Below are 24,192 nucleotides of genomic sequence, written 5' to 3'. Positions count from 1 at the left end.
TGAAAAACTCCTGATAAAATGGCTAGGTATTCTCCACTGGTGCGATCGCGAATGACTGTGTAACCGGCAAACTCCCCAGTTCCACCCAGAATCAGCTAACCACTAACCACTATTTTGACAAAGCAGCAAAATCCTTCAACCTTGGCCAAAAGCCCACCCTAAGCGAAAAACCGACTAACTTTCAACCTTAAACCAACTAACTTTCAACCAACTAACTTTTAAGCTATTTAAGACTAAAATTACTATGCCTGTTATTGCTGGTACTGCCTTCACCTTTCCCGAGCACTACTATCCTCAAGAAGTGCTAGCCACAGCGGTCAAAAAGTTTTGCATCGCGATGAATCTAGATTTTGATCTAGATACCATCGACCGCTTTTTCACCAATGTCAATATCAAAGGCCGTTATTTCACCCACTCCCTAGATTTCTTCTTTGACCCATCGACTCCCGGAGTCACTGCTGAGCGGTCTATAAATCTTGCTCTCGATAACTTTGAAAAAACTGTGGAGTCATTGTTATCTTCAACCGGCATCGACCCCGAGGAGATCGGATTAATCGCTTCCTCTACACTAACCATTTCGGTTCCCTCCCTGGAAGCTCGGTTAATGAATCGCATTCCTTTCTCACGGTACATTAAACGACTACCAATGTTTGGCTATGGCTGTATGGGTGGAGCAGCAGGTATAGCGCGAGTGACAGAGTACCTAGAAGGACACCCCAAGGATGCTGCAATTTTCTTTGCTGGTGAACTCTCCTCTACTCTGTGGCAGGGTTCGTTGCAAATGGAATTGCAAACAATGATTTCTAAACTACCAGACGACCCCTCTCTGTACAGCGAAATCATTTGCTCTATCGTTACTGCTGCACTCTTTGCTGATGGGATGGGAGCAGTTTTAATGGTAGGTCGCGATCATCCCTTAGCCAAGCCAGGTCAACCTCGGGTAATTGATATTGCCTCAATGTTGCTTCCCAATACCACTCACTTGATGGGAATGGATATTGCCGATACCGGGTTCAAGAATATTCTCAGACCTGAAGTGTCTGACCATCTCAAAGGAGGACTGCGAGAGGTGATTGACCCACTGCTGAACAAGCATAACTTATCAACAGATGATATATCCTGCTGGATTGTGCATCCAGGTGGACCCAAGGTAATTAAAACTGTACAAGAAGAGTTTGGACTGACTCAGGAGGCAGTACAGCTTAGCTGGGACACCTTAGAAAAAGTTGGCAATATGTCCTCATCCACTGTGCTTTATATGCTCAATGAAGTTTTATCTCAAGAGCAGCCCAGTCCAGGTAGTTATGGCTTGATGGTGGCAATGGGACCAGGTTTCTCCCAGGAAATTCTGCTATTGCAATGGTAGTAAGCCCTCAATGATTACTAAGGTTATCTTCACGCTTGTTGTAGTTGCGGTCATTTTACAGCGACTGATTGAACTTCGTATTAGCAAAAAGAATGCAGCATACTTGCTTACTAACGGAGGAAGGGAATATGGATCAAATTCCCTTTGGATAGTGAAAGTAGTGCAGGTGAGCTGGTTTGCAGCAATGATTAACGAGGTTTGGTGGCTCAACCGCCCCTTTATCCCAGGATTGGCAGCGATCGCACTGATGCTTACTTTAGCTGGTCAAGGCTTGCGGTATTTATCAATGCGATCGCTAAAAAAGCGTTGGACTCTTCCCATCATCACCTTTCCAGGCTTGCCTGTAGTTAACTCAGGAATTTACCGTTACCTAAAGCATCCGAATTGGCTAGGAGTAATTCTGGAAATTTCCGCTTTACCTCTGATCCATACTGCTTACTTGACCACTATCGTTTTCAGTATCGCCAATGCTCTATTAATGAGTCGGCGTATTCCCACTGAAGAACAAGCCTTAAGCGAAGACACCAACTATGCTGATGTCTTTGCCAATCAACCCCGTTTTATTCCAGTCATTGGATTTATTAAAGGAGCTAATAGTTCTAGATGAGAGTTGGTATTAATCCTGAAAACTTCCTCGAAAAGAGTGCCCTTGCCTTGGGCCAACTACCCCAACCTGCGATCGAAACTCAAGCCTGCCTGATTTTAGCCCGATCTCTGATAGCAGGAACACAGCTAGGTGTGTTTGAAGCCCTAGGGTCAAGTTCACTTTCCGCCCAAGAAATTGCTGAGCGGTGTAATCTCAACAAGCATGCTTTAACCCAACTTTTAGATGCTCTTGTTGCTACAAATTACCTTGCCAAGAAAGGAGAAAGCTATTCTTTGGCTCCAGTTGCCCGTAAATGGCTACTACGTGAGAATGAGTCATCACTTTACGATTACACCATTAGCCGGGTTTTGGCGTGGGAATGGCTCACCCACTTAGAAGAGTTCATCCGCACTGGAGACCCTCTGGAATCTCACGATAAAATGTGCCCCCATCACTGGGAACTTTATCATCGGGGTATGCGCTCAATAGCTAGTGTAGCTGCTCCTGAGGTAGTCCAATACACACCTGTACCAAATGGTGCTCAGAAAATGCTAGATGTTGGTGGCTCTCACGGCTATTTTTCAGTAGCCCTCTGCCGCCGCTACCCTGATCTTCAAGCCGTCATCTTCGATTTACCTGAGGGCATTGAATATGCAGCACCGATCCTTGCCGAGGAAGGCATGGGCGATCGGGTGGTGTACAAAGCTGGGAATGTTCTTAAAGACGATCTAGGCACCAATGCCTATGACTTAATCTTTATGGCTAACCTAATACACCACTTTGATGAAAAAACTAATATTGAGCTATTCCAGCGTTTGGCTCAAGCTCTGCGACCTGGAGGCCATCTCGTCGTTCAGAAAACTATATTTCCTTCCAAAGACAATGGACAACTGGGTGCATTGGGGAATTTGTTTTTCTCCTTGACCAGTGCTGGTAGTAACTGGTCTTTCTATGAGATAGCTAAATGGCAAGAAAAGGCAGGTTTAGTTCCCCGCAAACCCATTGAGTTCCGGCAAACACCAGCTAGTGGTCAACAGGTAGCAGTAAAGCCCTAAGTCTGTTAGACAGATACACTTATTAGTTATTCTAGCAGTTCTCAATTTGAGAACTGCTAGATATATTTCTAATTGCTACAAAATATTTATCATCAATATTTTGAATATAAAATATGTTAAAGGTTTATTACCGAATTATTATTTCCTGTTGGAAAACATTTGGGTTTAGCCACTGGCTTTTTTTATGGGTATTTCTGCCACCATTAGCTTTTATTTTGCTGAGACTAAGCCTGGCTTTAGATGAAATTTTCTTTTCTAAATATCGTGACATTAAGGTGGTGAAACCAATATTTATCATTGGACACCCTCGCAGTGGTACTACTTTCCTCCATCATGTATTAACCCAGACAGAAGAATTTAGTACATTCAAAGCTTGGCATATTTTTGTGCCATCTCTGACAGCGCGTATTTTAGTTAAACCTCTGGTTGACTATTTAGTTAAACACAATATAAACTCAGTGATACCTGATGATATTGGACATGGAATTTCTCTTGATAGAGTAGAAGAAGAAGAACTATTATTCCTTCACCAAGCCGATACTCAATTTGTGCTTTTAACCACACCCTTAGCCTTTGATGATCAGGAGCATCCAGAGCTTCGCTTCCATGATCAACAACCAGCATCTCGTCGTCGAAGTTCAGTAAAATTTTTTGAAAGTTGTTTAAAGCGGCATATCTATTACACAGGTAAAAAACAAGTAATTGCGCAAATTCATTTTTCTACTCACCGCATTAAAACATTGCTAGAAGTATTTCCAGATGCTAAATTTATCTATTTAGTTCGTCCACCTCACGAAACAATTCCTTCTCATCTTTCCCTGGATAGAAACTTTCTCGAAAACCAATGGGGTAAAAATATACCACCCGATAAAATCAAACGATATGAAAAACGACGATATCGCTATAATGTAGACCTTTATCGCTATTTTTATCAGCTTCAAAAAAATCAAGACATACCAGAAAGCAACGTCAGAATTATACGTTATGATTTCTTAATATCTGATTTAGAGAAAGCGTGGGAAGAAATAGTAGATTTTACTGGAATTAATCCCAGTAATAAATTAAAAAAAGCTATTAAAAAGCAAGCGCAACAGCAGAAAAATTATAAACGCAAACATCGTGTCAAAAATCTTGAAGAATTTAACTTAACAAGAGAGCAGATTATCAAAGATCTTTCATTTGTTTATCAGGAGTACAAGTTTGAAAAAATCGCCAATAAACTATAAAATAAATAACAATATACGTAAATAATAAGCTATCAGTTGACGCACTAATTTAAATAACGAAAAATTCATTTACTTTTAGGATTGCTATATATATAGCAATCCTAAAACATTTGGGTTATACCAAAGCTAGTATGTAAATATAACCATTAAAATGCTAAGTCAAAAAAAATCTCATTCATAAATTATAAAAATTCATGAATCTATATGCTCTTCGTTTAATTACCTTGAGATTATTGTTGATACATTCTGTTACTCCTTGAGTATTTATATTGTCAAAGTAAGCAATAATTTTTCCAAGACAACGCCTAATTGTTTGACGGCAGCGGGAGAGCTATTTGAACAAAAGTTGATTGGCTCAGTTCAGAAACAGTGTGCGGTGCGCGAGCATGGGGAATTAGAGACAATTTATGGTACTGCAACCGTTTTCCATGTAAAGTAACCCTCGTAAGCAGGTTTGAGCTGAGTCGCTGGTATCAGCCATTGCTAGTTGGAAACCAAGCACAAAGGGTAAGATTAGCGAGATCAGTACTATCAAAACCTTATTTTTCGACATTTTCGACTGTCTTTGTCCAAACGATAGATGAATTGACTCTGATTACACTATCAATTCTTGGGTTATATCAGCTGGTCTTTATTTAAATTTAATGGTTTTGAGAGCAAGGGAGTCGGGAGTCGGGAGTCGGCGGAGAAGGTGTAACGTTTTTTTATAACTGAATAATAGTTACAGCGTTTTTCATAACTATCAGGCACACAGAGTTATTTCTGTTAGCCTATCCGTTTTACCCTACTAAATGATCCCTTAATAAAATAAAACTAAATTACAAGCTTTTTTTTATATATTAAGTACTAAAATATTTTCTAAATTTATTTTTTAATAAAGTTAATTATTTAGATTGATTGTTGACATTTTTAAAGATATTAGTAATAATAAAAATGTTCGAATTTATATAGTATTTATAGAAAAAAAACCGCGCTTTGAGCTTCAACAGAGAAAGCGGAGGTTTTATCCCCGAGTATACAATATGTTTGATGTAATTCTATTATGCCAGAAAAATTATCCTAAGATCATCTGATTAACTGTCAGCAAGCTCTAGACTGCCTTACCTAAATTGCTGGTAGCAAAATTAAACGGCCACATTCTTATTTGCTGGATCTCAAAGATAGACATAACTCATAAATTTTGATTAACTTTGATGACTAAATCAAACACTTCTGGAATAAATTATAATTGCCTAAACTATCATCAAGTTTTTAATTTTAATGATGTCTAAGCTTTGTAGTGAATAAAATAAATTAACCATATTATAAGCTCAAATAATCAATTACAGTTAACAACTAGGAAAATAAAAATATGAATCAATCTAAACATCAGCCGGTATGTATTGTCACTGGTGGTAACTCAGGTGTAGGTTTAATGACTGCTCTTGGTCTTGCTCAATTAGGTCATCATGTATTTATTGCTTGTCGCTGTGCTAATAAAGCGGAGAAAGCTGTAAAGTATATTCGCTCCTCTACAGGAAATGTAAACGTTGAGTTTTTGCCTCTTGATTTAGCATCCCTCGATTCAGTTCGCACATTTGTGAAACTTTTTAAAGAAAGAAATCTTCCGCTTAATATATTAGTGAATAATGCGGGTGTATTTAATACAAGGGGGATAACAAAAGAAGGATTTGAACTTATCTTTGGAATTAACTATCTTGGTCACTTTCTCTTAACTAATTTGCTTATCGAAACACTTAAAAAATCAGGGTCAAGTAGAATTATTATGGTTAGCTCTGACTTGGCATTACGTCCTACTTCTATCAAATGGGAGAGTTTTGTAAAGAAGACACCTTTTAATTTTATGGAATTGTATGCTCTATCAAAGTTGTGCTTATTGGTATTAACCCAAGAACTGACAAGGCGCTTAGAGAATACCAACGTAACCGTCAATAGCATTCATCCTGGATTTGTTCACTCTAATATAACATGGATGCATCGTTTAAGTAAGTATTTAGGGTTAGGTATTTCGCCTCAGGAAAGTGCTTTGGGTTTAGTTACTTTTGCAACATCTTCTACTTTAGCAGGCGTGAAGGGTAAATTTTTTGATTACAAACAGAACGAAATCAAACTTCCTGAACTGGTCAAAGATACTAACGTAGCTCAAGAATTGTGGAAACGGAGTTGCTTATGGACAGGATATAACCGAGATAAATCGACAAAGACCCAAAACAATAATGATGCTGCTGGAGTTTTACAACCCTATGCTCTGGCGATGACTCCCACTGAAGTTGGTTCGCTCACCAAAACGATTATTGAAGACGTTTTACCTAAACCACCGATAAAGAGTATATTTGATCAGGCGTTAAAGTTTTTGTTTAAATTAAAAATTTCTTCTCTTTTGCTGCTTTTATCTGAAATATTGAAAAAACAATTTTACATGGAGAGGCATCTTGATTCTGAGGCGGTTTGGTCCATATGTCAGGATGATACTTTGATCCAGAAATTAAAAGAGTATTTAGGGGAAAACTTAGTATTGTGGCGTTCTGAGATTTGGGTCAATTATCCCTCTCAACAACTAATTCCTTTTTGGCATCAAGACTCTTATCCTAATTTACTTCAAGGGGAAGGCAAAAGTATTAATGTTTACATTGCCCTAACAGAGGTTAATGAATGGAATGGATTTGAGTATATCCCTACTAATCGTCAACTCACTCAGGATGTTTTAGTGAAAATGAAAGACCCTTCTACTGGCAATAGCTTTTTTAAGCTGACAGAAGACTTAGAAAAACAAGCTGTTCCTGTGGTTTTATCTCCCGGAGAATTTGTTTTATTCACAGACCAACTTATGCATCGTTCACTTCGCAATACTAGTGGTCAAGTTCGTGTAGCACTTGCCCTGCGGGTTATTCAACCCTCTATTGAAGTCTTGCAAAAGCATAGCCCTATTGATCATAAACCTGTCTTGTTATAAGTCCTGTAACATTATATCTTTTGGGTGCGGATCTTATAGAAACACGATAGAATGCGGAAGAGTTTTTTACCCCAAGCTGTCCTGTAAGTAGGTGGGCATAAATAAACGTTAAAACTAAAAATAGGAAAGTGAAGCTGAAAGCCTTGATTAAATAGGTTTTCAGCATTTTGAATCTCAATCGCTATTTTACGGATAATTAAGCCCACCTACTTAGCAGTGTTTTGAGAGAAAAAACCGAAAGACAGGACAGGCGCTTCACAGCAGTATTTGCCAGGATTAAGTCAGACATATGCAACCATCTAGCTCAAATGAAGACAGATTTTTTCAGCAGTGCGAGAGCTATTTGAACAAATAGTTGATTGGCTCGGTTCAGAAACAGTGTGCGATGCGCGAGCATGGGAAATTAGAGACATTACTACTCGAAAATGCATACGAACTATTGAAACGACTGTTAGATAGTAGTTGTCCAAAAATTACTATAAAGTTAGTATAATTTATATGCTTAAATGCTGAGGGTATACTTTCCGTATACCAATTAAGTTCGCCACATTTTAGACCTAAATAATGGACAGTTAATCAAATCTATAACTGAATATATTGGTCACATAATACAGTGATAAAAAAAATCACAGGTAGATAATATAAGGCAAATTATGACTCTGATATAAGTCAAGAAGTGGTAGAAGAAAAACCTGGAAAAAATCAGATATAGAGTATATCAAAGAGCTTTGTAATGATCGGGAAATAATCTGAAGGGGCGACAAGCAAGACAAGGCAGGTTTTATTGAGAACTATATGCTGTTTATTGACAAGATGCGTTTACCCTGCTCTTTTCATCTAGAAATCCTCTGATCTTACCGCTTCCAAGCAGAACGCCAACTTAATATAGACAATAGAGTTTTAAATACACCAATCATGCTTTCGATTTGGTAACCAAGATAAACTCGGATTGCCCATCCTCTGATCAAGCTTTTAGGTAAGTAGATAAATATAGACTTTAGCATCACCCAAATGCCTTGGGTAGAGTACGTAAAGTATATAATTTCAGCTAAACTTTTGTGCAATCTTGGCTGTTTATCTCCTATCCATAAAACTGGTTGACTATCCCAAGGATCGAAGGCTTTAAACTTCGTCGAGAAATCCCAATGTGGACGGAAAAACATTTTGGCACGATCGTTAAGCATACAAGCAGCAAAGCTGAAAGTGCTATTACTAGTGCAAACTACATCACATTTACTCAACATAAAGAAATCGATATAGAAGTCTAAGTCTAAGTCTTTCATGCTTTCTGGCAACCGAATGTTTAAATCCCGTGTAGTTACGGGAGAAAATTTTTCAAAGTCGCCAATTATACTATCGATATCGTCACTGCATAGCAAAAGAACCGGATCTTCCAATTGTTCCCATATCCCTTCAAGCCATTCACAATACCATTGTGTAGGAAATACTAATGTAAAACCTAACCTTGGTTGTTTTATGTAATCTCCTCGTCGAATGTGAATACCAACGATTGTTTTCCCTTTGGAACGAAGATTATTTAAACCCTCCTCTAAAGTAAATTTAAGATCGCTTACGGGTTGAAACAAGGAACGAAAATATTGCTGATAAGGTTTTAGGCATCGAGTGTGAAAGTGAAAAACGCCCCAAATATCTAAATTACTTAGACCTATTTCTAATACTTCTGAACCAAATAAATAACTCTTAGCATCTGCTGATTTTTCTAGGTAAGGAATGAATTCTGGAACTACATTAAATAAACTTTTTGCCAGATCTTCATACTCAATTGCAGGAGGTAAACGCTTAGAAATTGGTGCATCGTTATGTCCAAAAATAGTCTGACCAATCCAATCAGGACATTCTACTTTTGCTCCACTATTTTTTGCACAAACTTTTAAAAAAGCATATTGAAAAATTTGATTACCAAAACGTCCAAATTTACCAAGAGAGGACATGGTTAATACTGGCTGAATATCAGATAAATTTTCGTTATCTAAAGATGATTCAATGTCTTCATTATCATTTTTAAAACTGTCCAAAAGAGCAAAAGCTCTGTCTGCCTCGGTCTTGGAATTGTAGTTAGATGTTTTTATTATTTCTGATGAAGTATCTTGATTAGACATAAAATTATTTTGTTTAAAAATTATGTTATTGTTTTTTTGAATTCAAAACTGGTTTACCTGTAGCAACAACCTGTTCGATAATATCAGCAGCTCGACTCACTCCCCCTGCTCGTCTAATTGCCTCTTGTAGCCTCAAGGCATTCTTTTTATAGGAATCTTCGGTTAAGACTCGTTTGATAGCCTTTTGTAACTTCTCCACCCTGACTTTGCCCACAGGTATTACCTCCCCTGTTCCTGTCCAAGCGATCCGCGCCGCCACTCCAGGTTGATCGTTAGCAATGGGAATAGCTACCATTGGGACCCCATTACTTAACGATTCTAGGGTCGTATTCATTCCTGAATGAGTGATGGTAAGGGTCGCTTTTTTTAATAGTTCTAATTGAGGTGCATAGCCAACAACTATGGGATTTCCAGGAAATTCTGGTAAAGATTCTGGACTAGCAGCCCCACCTAAAGTAATGACTAATTGTGCATCTAATCCCACACAAGCTTCTGCAATCATTTTAAAAATCCAGAGAAGCCGATTTTGTAAAGTTCCCATAGAAGCATAAATGAGTGGTTGTCCAGTCAATTTTTCATAAGGAAAAGGCGCAGCTTCTCGACTCGCTGGGTTACTATAGGGACCTGTAAAATGAAAACAAGACGGTAGTTTTCTTCTAGGAAATTCAAATTCAGCAGGTTGTTGACTAAGTTGAGCTAACTGGGAATAGTTTTGATTGGGTTTATTATAGGGAGATAAATTCCACTGCTTACGATACTCATTAACAACTGTTTTCAGAGATTGTATCACTATAAGATCAAGCGGTGCATAACCCACTCTGTTCCGTAGAAGTCCCCACCATGAAGGGTCATAATTCCAGGACTTGAAAAACGGAGGAATACTTATTTCCCGATTCAGGATTACGGCAGCACACACAGTAACAAAAGGAATGTCTAGATACTCAGCGATAGTTCCTCCTTCTGGAGAAGCTTGATCGACTAACAATACCTCTATACCTGCTGCTTTAATGACTTCTGGAGCATCCCGAAGTAATATTTTGGCTATATTGAGCATCCTATTCATGGTATAAGTGAATGCCTTAAATCCACTCAAATTACCTAGTCGAGTAAATGAGTCCTTTGTGCTTCCTTTGGGAAAATCCGACTTGCCAATCACCTGAAATTCTAATCCTGCAGCTAGAACTTTTGGTTGAGCGTCTTCAATTCCTAATACGGTGACGCGATGACCACGCTGTTTCAGTTCGTAACCTAAATTAGTCATCAGGTTAAGATGACTAGAAGCAGCAGGACAAATTATGCCAAAATGACTCATGATATTTGATCAGCAAAAGACGTTTGGAATTGAGTTTATAACTATAGCCCGATTTAATGAGACTTGAGAAAAAAATCACGATTTAATGCAACTTCAACTGGCTTTGTAAGGGATCAATAGTTCCCCATACGTGTCTAACCAATCAATAAAATGACAAGATATGGCCATTGGAACTGCTTCCGAAGCATTCCTAGCCTTGATTATTAATTGTTAACGGTAGCTAGCATCCAGATCAGTTTATTCCTAACGTTATTCCTAGAGTGGGGAACAATTTCTCCCAGGCTAGACTGCCGAAGTAACGTCTTATTTAACTTAACTATTTTTTTTGCAAATCCCTGTAGAGCGGAAAAAGTCTTTACCAAATCACCCTGCTGATGGCAAGCACTTCTTTCCTGGTAATCATACAAAGTAATTACTATAGTAGTATACTATTATACCTTATATCTTGCACTAACCCCCCAAACCCCTGCATAGTAGGGTTATATAGGGGGTATATAAACGTAGACGCTTTCTTCGACTTGCCCTAGGCTAGTCCTACTTCTCTGTGCAAGTTCAGTGTGTAACAGCTTATTCGAGCTCCATCAATTCTAACTTTAAAATAATGCTATTGACAAGTGCAATTTTGGTTATAGTAACTAACTTGTCGTTAATGTCATTAGCCAAATCTTAAAGTAATTTTAGCTACGCTTCTTATTTATTAGGGCAGTACTGCCGACTATCAGGATAAATGACGAAAGTTTTCCCATGATCCACTGTTTGTTAATATTCTCTCCCAGCTACTAAAGATTCACTCAGTAATTACACTAACTTCATCCATTTAAAAAACTATTTATGTAAGCTTTACACAGATGATACACAAGCTTGTTATGATAATGGACAACGAGTGAATTTTTGGTAAATCTAGTGTTAGGAAAGTTTTTCTGTACCTAGAGGGTGTATCCAAGCTTACTATAGTTACCCTTCACTCTTGGATGTCATGGTGCAATGCAAATGAGAATCCACCCCTCATTTTTTTTTAAATAACTTAAAACCGTTTAATTTTTGAATCTCAGATCCCATTCATTTCTGAGATATCCAATTCAGGGAAGCAGCTACTACCTAAGTTGATTAGGTAATCTTTACTAGTCACATTACTTATTGTACAGTTTTAGTTTGGGTATGGCTGTTATTTGTTTTGAAAATCGATTTTTAGTTAAAAAAATAATTTCACTTCAAGAAAACTTTCCGGAATATCCCTTAGCTAAGATGTAGCTAACTATTAAGCCAAGTCAATCAATCATTAGTATTGATTTTTTTTCATCAATTGATTTACAGCGGATTAGAGAAAAATGAACTCCACCTACATCAATAGCTACAGACATGATAAAAAACTAAACCCCCTTTCCTTATTGGCTCAATTATCCAGTCGTCATGCCAATGGATGTTTACAAGTATCTAGTGGTTCAGTTTCTTGGTCAATCTATCTAGAAAATGGTAAATTAGTCTATGCTTCAAACTCCATCAACCCATTTGATCGCCTAGATCATTACTTATCTCGTCTAAGTCGTAGAATTCCTACCCTTGTTAGTGCGGTTCGGGTTCAGGTTCGCCTGATCTTTGAAGCCAACTTAAACAGTCATTCCAATTATCCTTCAGATTACCAAGCAATTTGTTGGTTGGTGAATCAACATTATCTTAATTCCGTTCAGGCAGCAAGTCTGATCGAAGAATTGGCTGAAGACGTAATAGGTTCTCTGCTCTCAGAGAAAGAAGGAACTTACCAATTACTGGAAACTAATCCATCTGAGGATTTGCCTAAATTTTGTAGGCTTGACCTTCGCACAATTGTTGAACATTGTTACGAACAGTTACAACATCAGCACTCTTCTAACTCAAAGCCAGTGAATAATCCCTATAGCTCTCATTCTGTAGTCCCCATCGGAAATTCTACACAATTGAACTCAATTCACGAACCCTCTGTAAATAAGTCGGCTCAATTAGAGCAGAGCTTCCAGTATAATACATCGGTTAATCAAAAACCAACGTCTACCAGTAAAACTTACAAGATTGCTTGCATTGATGATAGTACAAGTGTTTTAAATGCCATCAACTCCTTCTTGGAAGATAAAAGTTTCTCTGTTGTCATGATTAATGACCCAGTTAGGGCATTAATGCAAATTATCCGTATTAAGCCTGACCTAATTTTGCTCGATGTTGCCATGCCAAACTTAGATGGTTATGAGCTATGTTCTTTGTTACGAAAGCATTCACTTTTTAAACATACCCCAATTATTATGGTAACTGGCAATACTGGTTTCCTAGACCGAGCTAAGGCTAAACTTGTTGGAGCATCTGGTTACTTGACTAAACCGTTTAACCAATCCGATCTCCTCAAGATAGTGTTTAAACATCTCAAATAATCATTTTGGAACTATCTCCCTTATATCTATTAAGGATAAAAAGCTGAATTCGGTGTTGATTTATTAAGACATTTAGGGTGGTATTATAAATACATATCCCTCTATAGGTTATTATTATAGATTATTCTATTGGTTATAGTTGACCTAACCAATACTTTGAAAAACTCACCAATTATAAACTCACCAATTATTGGTATGATCACATAGGTTAAATTGTGAATTAATGAATACGCCAGCACTTGCCCATACCCCTCAGACCTGGTCTCAGTTAGCTAGTATAACCAAAGCATCTGAAGAACACAAGAATATCGGGGATGCTTATCTTAAATTTTTGTTAAATGAACAAACCCCTGCGGTTATATCTATGCATCAAGCCCAGGAAGTTCTAGTCTTGCCCCAAGAGCGTCTGACTCCCATGCCAAATATGCCTTTCTACGTACAGGGGTTGATGAATCGGCGCTCTCGTGTGTTGTGGGTAATTGATCTAGCTCAAATGCTAGGTTTACCGACGCTACAAACCAATGTTCAACAGTACAACATAGTGACGCTGCGTAATCAATCAGCGTCTTTAGGGATTGCCGTCCAAAGCATTGAAGGGGTGTTGCGACTAACACCCGATTGTATTCAATCTCCACTGGGACAAGTGTCATCGGGTTTGGTTCCCTACTTAAGGGGATGCGCTTTGCAAGAACAAGAAATTTTGTTAGTACTAGATGGTTTGGCAATTATGGCTTCATCTCTTTTACACAATACCTAATTTAACGGGAATTGACTTAAGCTCAATGCCAGCTGTTAATTGTTGATTCTTAATTTAAGACTATCCTAACACAGAGCATTTTTTTTTAAGATAATAGATATATCAATGGTTTTATAAAAACTAAGTTAGTAGCCAGGTAATGGTGCTTTTTTATGGTGAAACAATTTGATAAATCAATATATAATAGTGAAAATAATAAGGATTTAAAGAGTCAGGGGGTAAGCAAAGACAGGTATCGTCACCATGCCGAATTGGACTCAGTTATAAATGTGACTAGGACAGAAGTAACCGAAAACTCCAATCAGGATGGGGTTGAGCTGATAGGCTCCACTAAAACACCTAGCAGCTCCAAAAGCTCTGGGGGTCTTAAACTCAGCTTAAAAACTAAAGTAACATCATTATTTATCACCCTAGGCACTATTCCTGTACTACTGATTGGCTCTATTGCCTATCACTTAGCCAACCAATCTATTACCGAAGAAATTTCCCAAAACAACATTGCCAGGGTAGTTAGCCTAGAAGAGAACCTCAAGGGCTTCATACAAGACCGCTATGCGGATATTAGATTTCTAGCTACGCTCCCAGTTTTTACTAATTCCAGTCAACAGCGGCAAACCTCCCTTTCGGAAAGACAAGCCCTATTATTAAACCGCTACCTAGACATTTACCAAGTCTACGACAGTATAGCTGTTTTCGACTTAACCGGCAAAGTCATTGCCAAATCTAATCAGACTCCTGTAGATAATCCCAGCTCCCGGTCTTATTTTGAGCAGGTGATCAAGACCAAACAACCGGCGATTAGTCAACCGATACACTCGGATGCTTCTGGTCAGTTATCCCTTTACTTAGCTGCACCGGTACTTGACGAAAATACAAAAAAGCTGGTCGCAATTATCCAATCCCGGATGCCCATCCAATACCTTCAAGATTCGATCAACCTGATGGGCAGCGAACGCGAAGAACTTTACTTAATCAATACTACCAACGGTAAAATTTTTCTCTCCAACCAAAGCAAAATCGTTAATCAGCCCCTAACCAAGGTATTCCCGGACGCCAAAGAACTGCTAACTGCTGATAAACCAAATACTCTAGTCACAGCTAATCGGGTCAAAAAGCATCAGGATATGCTAGCTTATACCCCCTTTAGTAAAAACAACGATTTAAGTAAAATCAACGATTTACCAGACCTGCCCTGGGTAGTAGTGATGGGCACCCCAGATGCGATTGGCCGTTGGCCACGCTATGCGAACGCATTTCTGCCCCAGCGGCAATTACTCCTGACCCTGACCCTAGGAACCTCCCTGACCACCTTATTAGTTGCGGCAGTAGCTGTCTATCTGGCTAACCGTTTGACCAGTCCCCTGTTAGCAGCTACCAAAGCAGTGAAAGCCCTCGGCGAAGGGGAACTGGATACCCGTTTGGAGCTAGTGGGAACTGATGAGCTAGGGGTACTTGGGTCAAATATCAACCGCATGGCATCTCAGCTACAGACCTTAGTTGCTAACCAACAAGCTTCCCTAAATAAGGCCCAGTTATTTACTGATGTTGTCACTCATGCTGCTAAACCTGATGAGAAAGCCCATGCCTTTGATTTAGTGGTTAATGCTGCTAAGGAAAAGTTAGCTGCTGAGCGGGTGGTGATCTATTATTTTGACCCAGGCTATCGGGGAACCATTGTGGCTGAAGCGGTAGACTCCCCTTGGCCAAAAGCGATCGCCCACGAAATCACTGATGCTTGTATTCCCAGAAAATTGCTGGAAGCCTACCGCAAGGGACGGGTTGTGCCCACCAGTGATGTCCAAGCACAGAAATATTCCTCGGGCCATATGCAGTTGTTGAACCGACTGCAAGTGAAGGCAAACCTGGTGGTGCCGATTGTAGGGGTCGATAATCTAATTGGCTTATTGGTAGCTCATCAGTGTTCTAGGACTCGGGTATGGCGCACCGATGAAATTGACTTTCTACAGGAATTAGCCACCCACTTAGGACTAGCCTTAAGCAGTGCGAGTCTCGCCACAGTGAAGACCGCTGAAGCCGACCGAGCTGGGCAAGTTATTGAAATTACCTCCCGTATTCGGCAATCTTTCACAGTCGAGGAAATCTACCAGTCAGCCACCAGTGGCATCCGAGAAGCTCTGAAAACCGACCGAGTTCTAGTCTATCTGTTTGACGAAAATTGGCAAGGAACTATTGTCGCCGAATCCGTAGGTCATGGCTGGCCAAAATCCCTAGGAGCAGAAATTGCTGACCCCTGTTTTACCCACCAATATGTGGAAAAGTATCAGCAGGGTAGAGTGAGTGCCTTCGGTAACATTTACCAGGCAGGCTTGAGTGAGTGTTACTTGGGTCAACTTGAACCGTTTAAAGTCAAAGCTAACCTAGTCGCCCCCATCTTAGCGGACGACAAATTATTGGGACTGTTGGTGACCCATCAGTGTTCTGGTACCCGGCATTGGCAAGAATCAGACATCAACTTTTTCAGGCAGATGGCGATTCAATTGGGCTTTGCCCTTGAGCAAGCCAAGCTAGTAGACCAGCTCAAACAAGCCCGCATTGCTGCGGAAGTAGTTTCCCAGGAACAACAGCAACAACGGGAAGCCCTACAGTTGCAACTGTTAGAACTGGTTAATAAAGTGGAAGGAGCTGCCCAAGGGGACCTCACGGTAAGGGCTGAGATCCTCAGTGGAGAAATTGGCACTGTGGCTGACTTCTTCAATGCTGTAATCGAAAGTCTACGAGGGATTGTTAGCCAAGTCAAAACTGCTGCCACTCAGGTAAACCAGTCCGTTGGGGACAATGCCGGAGCTATTGCTCAACTGTCTGAAGCAGCACTTCAACAAACCCAGGAAATCACCCACACCCTAGATTCTGTGGCTCAAATGACTAGTTCTATTCAAGAGGTAGCCTTCAACGCCCGCCAAGCCGCTGCCGTCGCCCATACCGCTGCCAACACCGCCCAAAGCGGCACCCACGCTATTGAGCGCTCTGTTGTCAGTATTCTAATATTGCGTGATACAATAGCAGAAACTGCAAAAAAAGTCAAGCGACTCGGGGAATCCTCCCAGCAAATTTCCCAAGTTGTAGCATTTATTAACCAAATTGCCCTACAAACCAACCTATTGTCGATCAACGCTGGCATAGAAGCCGCCCGGGCTGGGGAAGAGGGGCAAGGATTTGCCGTAGTTGCCGAAGAAGTTGGGGAACTCGCTGCTCGCGCCGCCACCGCCACCAAAGAAATTGAACAAATTGTAGACAACATCCAACAAGGCACCTCCGAAGTGGTGGAAGCGATGGAACTGGGGACTACCCAAGTGGTCGAAGGCACCTATCTAGTTCAAGAAGCCAAAGACAGTTTTGGTCAAATCCTCAACGTCTCCACCCAAATCGACCAATTCATTCAATCCATATCCCAAGCTACAGTTTCCCAAGCGGAAACCTCAAGCGCTGTGACAAACTTAATGAAAGACATTGCCCAAATCTCAGAACGCACCTACCAGTCAACAGAACATATCTCCCACTCCCTCCAAGACACTGTCAGTATTGCTGAAGAATTACAAACATCGGTTGGCAAGTTTAAAGTTGATCAGAATTATCACGCTTTGACCACGAAGCACTAACCACTAACCACTAACCACAACCACTACAGATGTCACAGGACAAAGAACTGGAAATTCAGCTACAGTTTCTGGAAGAGGCAAAGGAATACTTAGATACCATTGAATCGGTGCTGCTGGGTTTAGCCAGCGCTCCCATTGATAGTCAGAAAATGGATGGGATTCTGCGAGCGGTTCATTCTGTCAAAGGGGGAGCTGGGATGATGGGATATGGTACCTTGAGTCACCTAACTCACCGCTTAGAGGATTCATTTAAAGTTCTCAAGGCTAAGAAAAATGCGATCGCAATCGAAAACCAACTCGAAAGTCTACTCCTACAGGGGGTAGACTGTCTGCGCCAGGTACTCGATATCAACCGTCAGGGGAATCGGGTAGACTCCCAATGGCTAGAAACCATAGCTAACCCAGTCTTTGATCAACTGCACGAGATTCTAGGGGATCCGGTAGCAGATGATGCTAGCACTATGCTAGGAGCAGAGGATGGCACTAATGTGACTGCCATGCTCTTTGAAACAGAAGTGGAAGGGTGTCTAGCTCGCTTAGAAGGGGTGTTAGCAGACCCCGAAAAACCCTGCTTGCTTGAAGAAGTGTCCATCATGGCTCAAGAATTAGGCGGGTTAGGAGAAATGCTGCAGCTCGAAGCTTTTAGTCAGTTGTGCGAAGACATCAATCACCAGCTAGAAGTTGCCCCAGACCAAGTGGAAGCGATCGCCCAACAAGCTCTAATGGTGTGGCGGCAATCCCAGGCGTTGGTACTGGTAGGTCAACTGACTCATTTACCCCGCTGCCTGGAAGCTAGGGAGTTTCAGGAGAATCAAGGAGGAGCTACAGACCCAGGGGTGGCAGAGGAAGCTATATTAGTTGGGGAATTGGAAACCGATCACCCAGAACTAGTCGGACAAGAGGATGAGACATACCAGCAAGAGCAACAAGACCAGCAAGACCAGCAAGACCAGCAAGACCAGCAAGACCAGCAAGACCAAGGGGAAGTAAACGTATTTCAATGGGTGGATAGCAATCTCCACATCTCTTCCCCCTCTGCCTTCTCTTCCCCCTCTGCTTTGTCTTCTCCCCCTCCCTTGTCTTCTCCCCCTTCCCCTGAACCCATCTTCCTGAGGGAGAACAATCAGGAAGACTCCTCAAAAGACCCACACCAGGAAAATACTGTGCGCATTCCTGTGCGACAGTTGGATCGACTCAATGACTTGTTTGGAGAACTGACTATCGAGCGCAATGGTCTTTCGCTGCAACTGGGACGACTGCGCACCCTAGTAGACAACCTCAGCCGCCGGGTCAAGATTCTCGAAGCTTCCAATCACAAGCTCCGCACATCTTATGACCAGATTGCCACCCCAAAAGGAATGACAGGAAGACAGGGGGATGGGGAAACCAACAAACCCGAGGGACTTTTCCTGCCATCTTCGGTATCTTCCTCTGTGTCCTCTGCTTCCTCTGCTTCCCCTGCTCCCCTAGCTATTACTGTTGAAGGGTTTGATGCCTTAGAGATGGATTCCTACAGCGACTTGCACCTGCTATCAAGGGAGGTGATGGAAACCATTGTTCAAATCGAAGAAGTCACCAGCGACTTGGAATTGACCCTAGACGATACTGATGGCATTGCCCATGAATTAAACAAAACCGCCAAGCAGCTGCAAACCAATCTCACTCAGGTTCGGATGCGTCCCTTATCTGATTTAGTGGGACGATTTTCCCGAGCTTTGCGGGACTTGTGTGTGGAGCATGGCAAACAAGTAGAACTGAAGGTAGTGGGGAAAGGTACCCTGATTGACCGCACCATCCTGGAAACCCTGAGTGACCCCCTAATGCATTTATTGCGCAATGCCTTCGACCATGGCATTGAAGACCCTAGCACCCGTCAGGCTATGGGGAAACCGGCGAAGGGAACTATTGAAATCAAAGCCACCCACAGGGGGAACCAGACCCAGCTTACCCTCCGTGATGATGGTAAAGGCATTAATTTAAGCAAAATCCGAGCCAGAGCAGAGGAAATGGGATTAGACCAGGAGCTGCTCGCCAGCGCCAGTGACCAGGAATTGCTTTCTCTGATTTTTGAACCCGGATTTAGTACAGCTGATCAAGTAACCGACCTATCTGGTCGTGGTGTGGGGATGGATGTAGTGCGCAACAACCTCAAGCAAATCCGGGGGGATATCCGAGTCGATACCCAACCGGGTTGGGGAACGACTTTTACCCTCACCGTCCCTTTTACCCTATCGGTAGCACGCATCCTGCTAGTGGAAAGTAACGGCATGCTTTTGGCATTTCCCATCGATGTGATTCAAGAGATGCTGATGCTGAAATCCCAGCAAATCTTAACTACCCTAGGCAACGAAGTCATTAACTGGCAAGGGAAAATGGTGTCCCTGATTCGCCTGAAAAAGTGGCTGAAATTTTACTGTCGCCGTCGGGTCACCACCCTAGAAGAAACCCCGAGCATTAATGAACCTACTATTCTAATTATCAATCAAGGCGAGCAATTAATCGGCCTGTGTGTAGACCGCTCCTGGGGAGAGCGAGAAGTCACCGTGCGTCAAGTACAAGGAACCCTAGGGTTACCTGATGGATTTAGCGGCTGTACCATTCTTGGTAACGGTCGAGTGGTTCCTCTGGTAGACGCCAACGCGATGGTACGCTGGATAATCAGTTGTCAGCGCACCACTAACCTAGAGAGTTTATCCCCACAACATGACTCCACCTCAAAGAGATTTGTGGAGCAACAACCTCCCTCAATCGGGATACAACCAAGTACCAAAGACACCATCTTAATCATTGACGACTCGATTAACGTGCGCCGGATGTTGGCATTGGGATTAGAAAAAGCTGGGTATATTGTAGAACACGCCAAAGATGGTCAGGATGGGATAGAAAAACTGCTTCGGGGATTAGAGGTTAAAGCGATTATTTGTGACATCGAAATGCCCAGGCTGGATGGCTACGGCTTTTTAACTCGGGTCAAAGGAGAGCCACGCTTAAATACCTTACCCATTATTATGCTCACCTCCCGGAGTGGTTCTAAGCATCGCAAACTAGCTATGACTTTAGGTGCATCTGGCTATTTTTCTAAGCCCTACAATGAGCGGGAGTTATTGAAAACGTTAAATGAAATTATTGTGGAAGACCTATTGATTTAATCTTGCTGGTAATATCATGTCCGGTTGACTACTTATCATTTTTAGTTGTTCGTCAATTAATAATTAACGATTTACCTAAAGACGAAGTGATTAACCGGACTCGACTCCATCGCTTATTTCGTCAAAGTTTCAGCGTTAACGAGGGTGCTATTGAGATCAGACTTAAAAAATAACTCTTCCTAGCTCAACTCCACCAAACTCGACGATATTGCTTGAGCTTCTCCGAACCAGGGCAGTCTGTACATAGTAGTAGTAATTGAAATGGTCAAAGGTATGACCTGATTCACTACTGGTTGAACTTCCCTCGAAGGTATAAGCAGTTTCCCTTCTGGTATCCGAATTAAAAACTAATCCAGAGACAGTATTAACAGCACCATCACGCTTTCTAATGCGTCGTAGTGCTGCTGTGACACGAGCATTCGTACTTCTTCCCGTCGAATCACGGTAGGAAACACTAATGGTGTTGGCATTTTTAACATTAACAGACACTGGACAAATGACAGTAATTGAACCGGTTTTTTCTGGTTTGAACTTAATCCGTCCCGCCGTGATCAGATAAAGGTCTTGTTGTATAGCAGAATCAATGGGAACACATCCTGCTCCATCCATCACCCAATCAGGAACCTGAGCCAGGGCTTTACTAGCACCAAATGTTGTAGTCTGGGCCAATAACGCTCCGATTAATAGTGCTTTTTTCATGTTTATTTCCTCATCACAACTTGCTCAAGTCAATCTGGGATGCACCTATATAGTTATCACCCAAGTCTTTCCTTTTTACGCAAGAGGATAAATTTCACCTAGAGCAGGGGTGGAGGAATCAGAAAACTCACCCCCCATCCTCTCATACCTGATTAGATCTACAGATATATACAGAGTATGCGATCGCCTTTGGCGGAAGCTTTGCTTCATCGCTAGCCAACGCCCTTAGGGCTAATCGCATAAGCGCGGAAGCTTAGCTTCCGGAGCGAAGCGTGGCCTTAGGCCAATCCCATAGGGTAGTTCTGCGTTGTTTATATTGCGTTGTTTTTGAATGAGTACACACGGCTTTTGAGATCTCCTGCATCGATCCCTTTCCCCAAAAAAAAATAAGAGAGCCGTCTTCAAGCTCTCTTGATCATCAGGGTGCATCTACATAATCACAATATAGCAGATTTATTGAGGGGTGTCACCCCTCACATTAAAAAGTGATTTACTCAACAGTATTAGTAGTCCATATTGGATTGGGATTGGGCTGATAAATTACAATGTTCCCATCATCCTGGAGCATGAGGTAAGCACCTAGACTGCCACTAGTAAGAGAAGACCAAAGTGCCTCAGGGTATCCATAGGTAACAAGATTGCCATCATCCTGCATGATCGTTCTACTCACCGCTTTGCCCTTTTGCTCGTTATTCCACAAAGGGACTCCAGAACCGTTGTAGAGAACGAGGTTTCCATCTTCTTGCTGAATGAACTTGTATTGACCATTCGGAGAGGTTATGAAATCACCTCTTCTGAGTTCTTCACCTGGGTAAAGTGTAGTTTTAGCTAGTGCAGTGGCAGGGCTGGTTAGAAATAGTGTTGTAACCAAGCACAGTGCTACCAATAGCGTAATTAACAACTTCTTCATCAGATTGTTTTTAATCCCTAAGTCAGCTCTAAGGTTTTCTTCGAGTATAGTAGCAAGAAATACAGAATGCACATCAGATCTAAAGCATTGGTTAAGTAATACAAACTAACAAAATGCTTAACATATAAATCAAAATAAAATCTATATTATCCCATGCCCTAATTTACCCATTTATCCCTATACCTAGGGTCAAATTGGATTGCGGAAGAGTTACTGAGGGTGGGATATTCTCGAATCAATAATTAGTAAAGGGCTTACACAGCAAGACCCTTAAAAGCAGCTTTCTCTTATCAGTCAAAGGCTGAAATCGGTGTAATGACCCTCAATAACCGGGTTTGCGCCGTAAGTCCTATAGGATTTGTCGAACGTTACGAATTCAGAGGTTTTTTAAACAAATTTTAAGTTAAGCAAATTTCTCTGAACAGAGTCTACCAAAAGTTCAGCCAAGTTGATACATTAATCATAGGCACACAAACCAATCGGAATTCAGGACTGTGCCTCCTGTCCTGAAGAACTTACAGCCCTAGAAACTTAGTCGTAGAGATTAACAAGACATGTAGGGTAGGCGTTAAATAACCATGAATGGGAGTAATTGAGTTTAGTTCCTACCTACCCTAGACAACTAAAACCATGTCTAGCCCTAATTGGTCGATGTTTTAACTAGCTAGTGGTAATGATCTGAAGCATCTTTGTTCAGCGTCTTAGGCTAGCCAAACTGTTAAAACATCAAAAGCCAAAGCACTCAGGAAAGTAAGTAATGGAGGAATATACTTTTTTGTTGAGCGTCGGCTGTAAGACTCTGTAAACCCTAGCTAGATATTTTGTTGAATAAGTATAGCCATGAACCAGGTACCGTTACCTGGTTCATGTTCGTTTTAGCCACTATCAAAAGAAACCGAACACTTTAGTAATTAAACAGCCACCCCTTTTTCAGCTCGATTGGCCTGTTGTAGGGCGCGTTATGCTACCGCTAACAAATCAATTTAATACGAGATAGATGATCGAGCTGTCTGCCTGTAGAATTGAGATCATTATCCCTGCATACCGGCATACAACAAACGTGCAAATAGCCGTACCCCATCATCCTACTTCAACTCTTCATAGGAAGGGGGCTGCCGCAAGCCCACCACCCGCAGATCTGCCAGCAATTCCGGATGAAACTGACAGGTAAACGATCGCCTGAGCCGCAAGCTGCTGCCCTAAACAAATAAATATGGCAGGTGCGCTTGCAGGAGTCCGAGAGAGGAGAATTTGCTCAGATAGACGGAGAAGATCCTGATGGGAGCAACTTGCCCCTGCAAAGGTAGAAGGATTGCGGACAGATGGATCCCCCCCCTCTACCACAATTGCCAATCCTGAGCTGATGACGGGGATGAGTCGCTCCAAATCTAACGGACCTGAGGCCCAATAGGGAAAGAGAATTGAATCACAGTCAGCAACTTTTTGCGCCAAATAAGCCACATTAACCGAGGCACGGACTTCCTCACCTAGGGGGTTACAGCCCACATGTTTCCAAGGTTCAATAATTGCGATCGCATGTCGAAACAACTGAGGATTTGCTATCAACGCAGCCATTGCTTCTGGAGAGTCGATCACTTTTTCGAATGGCTGCCCCTTGCCCCATTCACAGCTGGGATTGTTGGACAGTAAAGAGCCAGTCGATAGAGGATTAGAGGAATGGCGATCGGCCAAAAACCGTCAAAAGAATGTGAACGGACTCAAACTGAGAGCCACTATAGCTCAGATAACCTGGCTTAAGTCGCCAGTTACTGGGTGGTGACTGAGTAATCATAAGAATAATTTCACATTGTCTTCAGTATCTTTGTCTTCTCGACCCCGACAAGAATCGGTTCCTAAGAAACCAAGTCTTAGGCCATTGAAGATAGCAGTGCGACATCGACTACCAGGTAAAAACAAATTACAACACTCCCCAGAGGTTATTTTGGGGTAAATGGTGTGGGATTTGCTCGCTTTAAATCAGTATCGATAAGCACTCAAGGAAATTATCACACTTAGCGACCAATCGCAAAGCTACGCGCCCTA

14 protein-coding genes and 2 pseudogenes are annotated in these 24,192 nt (G+C 41.6%); 10 read left to right on the top strand and 6 right to left on the bottom strand.

Going from position 1 to position 24,192, the window contains the following annotated elements; translation table 11 throughout:
• Window positions 1–244 precede the first annotated feature (244 nt).
• From F6K52_RS11750 to F6K52_RS11735, 4 genes are all read left to right on the top strand, one after another.
• Window positions 245–1,366 (top strand): 3-oxoacyl-[acyl-carrier-protein] synthase III C-terminal domain-containing protein, encoded by a 1,122-nt coding sequence (locus F6K52_RS11750; protein ID WP_293077606.1) that lies wholly within the window; start codon window positions 245–247, stop codon window positions 1,364–1,366.
• A gap of 151 nt (window positions 1,367–1,517) precedes the next feature.
• Window positions 1,518–1,973 (top strand): isoprenylcysteine carboxylmethyltransferase family protein, encoded by a 456-nt coding sequence (locus F6K52_RS11745; RefSeq protein WP_293077604.1) that lies wholly within the window; start codon window positions 1,518–1,520, stop codon window positions 1,971–1,973.
• Entirely contained in the window at window positions 1,970–3,007 is a 1,038-nt protein-coding gene (locus F6K52_RS11740) for a class I SAM-dependent methyltransferase (RefSeq protein WP_293077602.1), read from the top strand. The genes F6K52_RS11745 and F6K52_RS11740 overlap by 4 nt, the downstream gene beginning before the upstream one ends.
• 113 nt (window positions 3,008–3,120) lie before the next feature.
• A complete protein-coding gene (locus F6K52_RS11735) occupies window positions 3,121–4,233 on the top strand; it encodes a sulfotransferase (RefSeq protein ID WP_293077600.1) in 1,113 nt (370 codons plus the stop codon).
• Window positions 4,234–4,408: 175 nt separating this feature from the next.
• On the opposite strand, the pseudogene F6K52_RS36965 reads toward F6K52_RS11735, so the two are convergent.
• Window positions 4,409–4,549 (bottom strand): annotated as a pseudogene (locus F6K52_RS36965) (transposase); the annotation flags it as partial.
• 1,035 nt (window positions 4,550–5,584) lie between these two features.
• Between F6K52_RS36965 and F6K52_RS11730 the strand changes: the two are divergent.
• Complete coding sequence (locus tag F6K52_RS11730; RefSeq protein ID WP_293077598.1) at window positions 5,585–7,186, top strand: SDR family NAD(P)-dependent oxidoreductase; 1,602 nt, start codon at window positions 5,585–5,587, stop codon at window positions 7,184–7,186.
• Between the two features lie 265 nt (window positions 7,187–7,451).
• Window positions 7,452–7,640, top strand: a pseudogene (locus tag F6K52_RS11725) (ISKra4 family transposase); the annotation flags it as partial.
• 400 nt (window positions 7,641–8,040) lie between these two features.
• Here F6K52_RS11725 and F6K52_RS11720 read toward each other — a convergent pair.
• Window positions 8,041–9,306, bottom strand: a complete 1,266-nt coding sequence (locus F6K52_RS11720) for an alpha-1,2-fucosyltransferase (protein ID WP_293077596.1) — start codon at window positions 9,304–9,306, stop codon at window positions 8,041–8,043.
• A gap of 25 nt (window positions 9,307–9,331) precedes the next feature.
• Window positions 9,332–10,618 carry a glycosyltransferase gene (locus tag F6K52_RS11715; protein ID WP_293077594.1) on the bottom strand — a complete coding sequence of 429 codons (1,287 nt, stop codon included), beginning with the start codon at window positions 10,616–10,618 and terminating at the stop codon, window positions 9,332–9,334.
• Window positions 10,619–11,946: 1,328 nt separating this feature from the next.
• Here F6K52_RS11715 and F6K52_RS11710 point away from each other — a divergent pair.
• From F6K52_RS11710 to F6K52_RS11695, 4 genes are all read left to right on the top strand, one after another.
• Complete coding sequence (locus F6K52_RS11710; protein WP_293077592.1) at window positions 11,947–13,017, top strand: response regulator; 1,071 nt, start codon at window positions 11,947–11,949, stop codon at window positions 13,015–13,017.
• Window positions 13,018–13,240: 223 nt separating this feature from the next.
• Window positions 13,241–13,774: a chemotaxis protein CheW gene (locus tag F6K52_RS11705; protein WP_293077590.1), complete on the top strand. Its 534-nt coding sequence runs from the start codon at window positions 13,241–13,243 to the stop codon at window positions 13,772–13,774.
• A 152-nt stretch (window positions 13,775–13,926) separates the two neighbouring features.
• Window positions 13,927–17,391 carry a GAF domain-containing protein gene (locus F6K52_RS11700; RefSeq protein ID WP_293077588.1) on the top strand — a complete coding sequence of 1,155 codons (3,465 nt, stop codon included), beginning with the start codon at window positions 13,927–13,929 and terminating at the stop codon, window positions 17,389–17,391.
• 29 nt (window positions 17,392–17,420) lie between these two features.
• Entirely contained in the window at window positions 17,421–20,540 is a 3,120-nt protein-coding gene (locus tag F6K52_RS11695) for a response regulator (protein ID WP_293077586.1), read from the top strand.
• A gap of 162 nt (window positions 20,541–20,702) precedes the next feature.
• Here F6K52_RS11695 and F6K52_RS11690 read toward each other — a convergent pair whose 3' ends face one another.
• From F6K52_RS11690 to F6K52_RS11680, 3 genes are all read right to left on the bottom strand, one after another.
• A complete protein-coding gene (locus F6K52_RS11690) occupies window positions 20,703–21,239 on the bottom strand; it encodes a hypothetical protein (RefSeq protein ID WP_070392171.1) in 537 nt (178 codons plus the stop codon).
• A gap of 490 nt (window positions 21,240–21,729) precedes the next feature.
• Window positions 21,730–22,221, bottom strand: coding sequence for a hypothetical protein (locus F6K52_RS11685; RefSeq protein WP_293077583.1), 492 nt, complete (start codon window positions 22,219–22,221; stop codon window positions 21,730–21,732).
• Between the two features lie 1,026 nt (window positions 22,222–23,247).
• Window positions 23,248–23,841 carry a hypothetical protein gene (locus tag F6K52_RS11680; RefSeq protein ID WP_293077581.1) on the bottom strand — a complete coding sequence of 198 codons (594 nt, stop codon included), beginning with the start codon at window positions 23,839–23,841 and terminating at the stop codon, window positions 23,248–23,250.
• Window positions 23,842–24,192: the final 351 nt, after the last annotated feature.

It is taken from the genome of Moorena sp. SIO3H5 (genome assembly GCF_010692395.1).
In the GTDB taxonomy this organism is placed as follows: domain Bacteria; phylum Cyanobacteriota; class Cyanobacteriia; order Cyanobacteriales; family Coleofasciculaceae; genus Moorena.
This window is presented reverse-complemented; position numbering and strand designations above follow the sequence as displayed.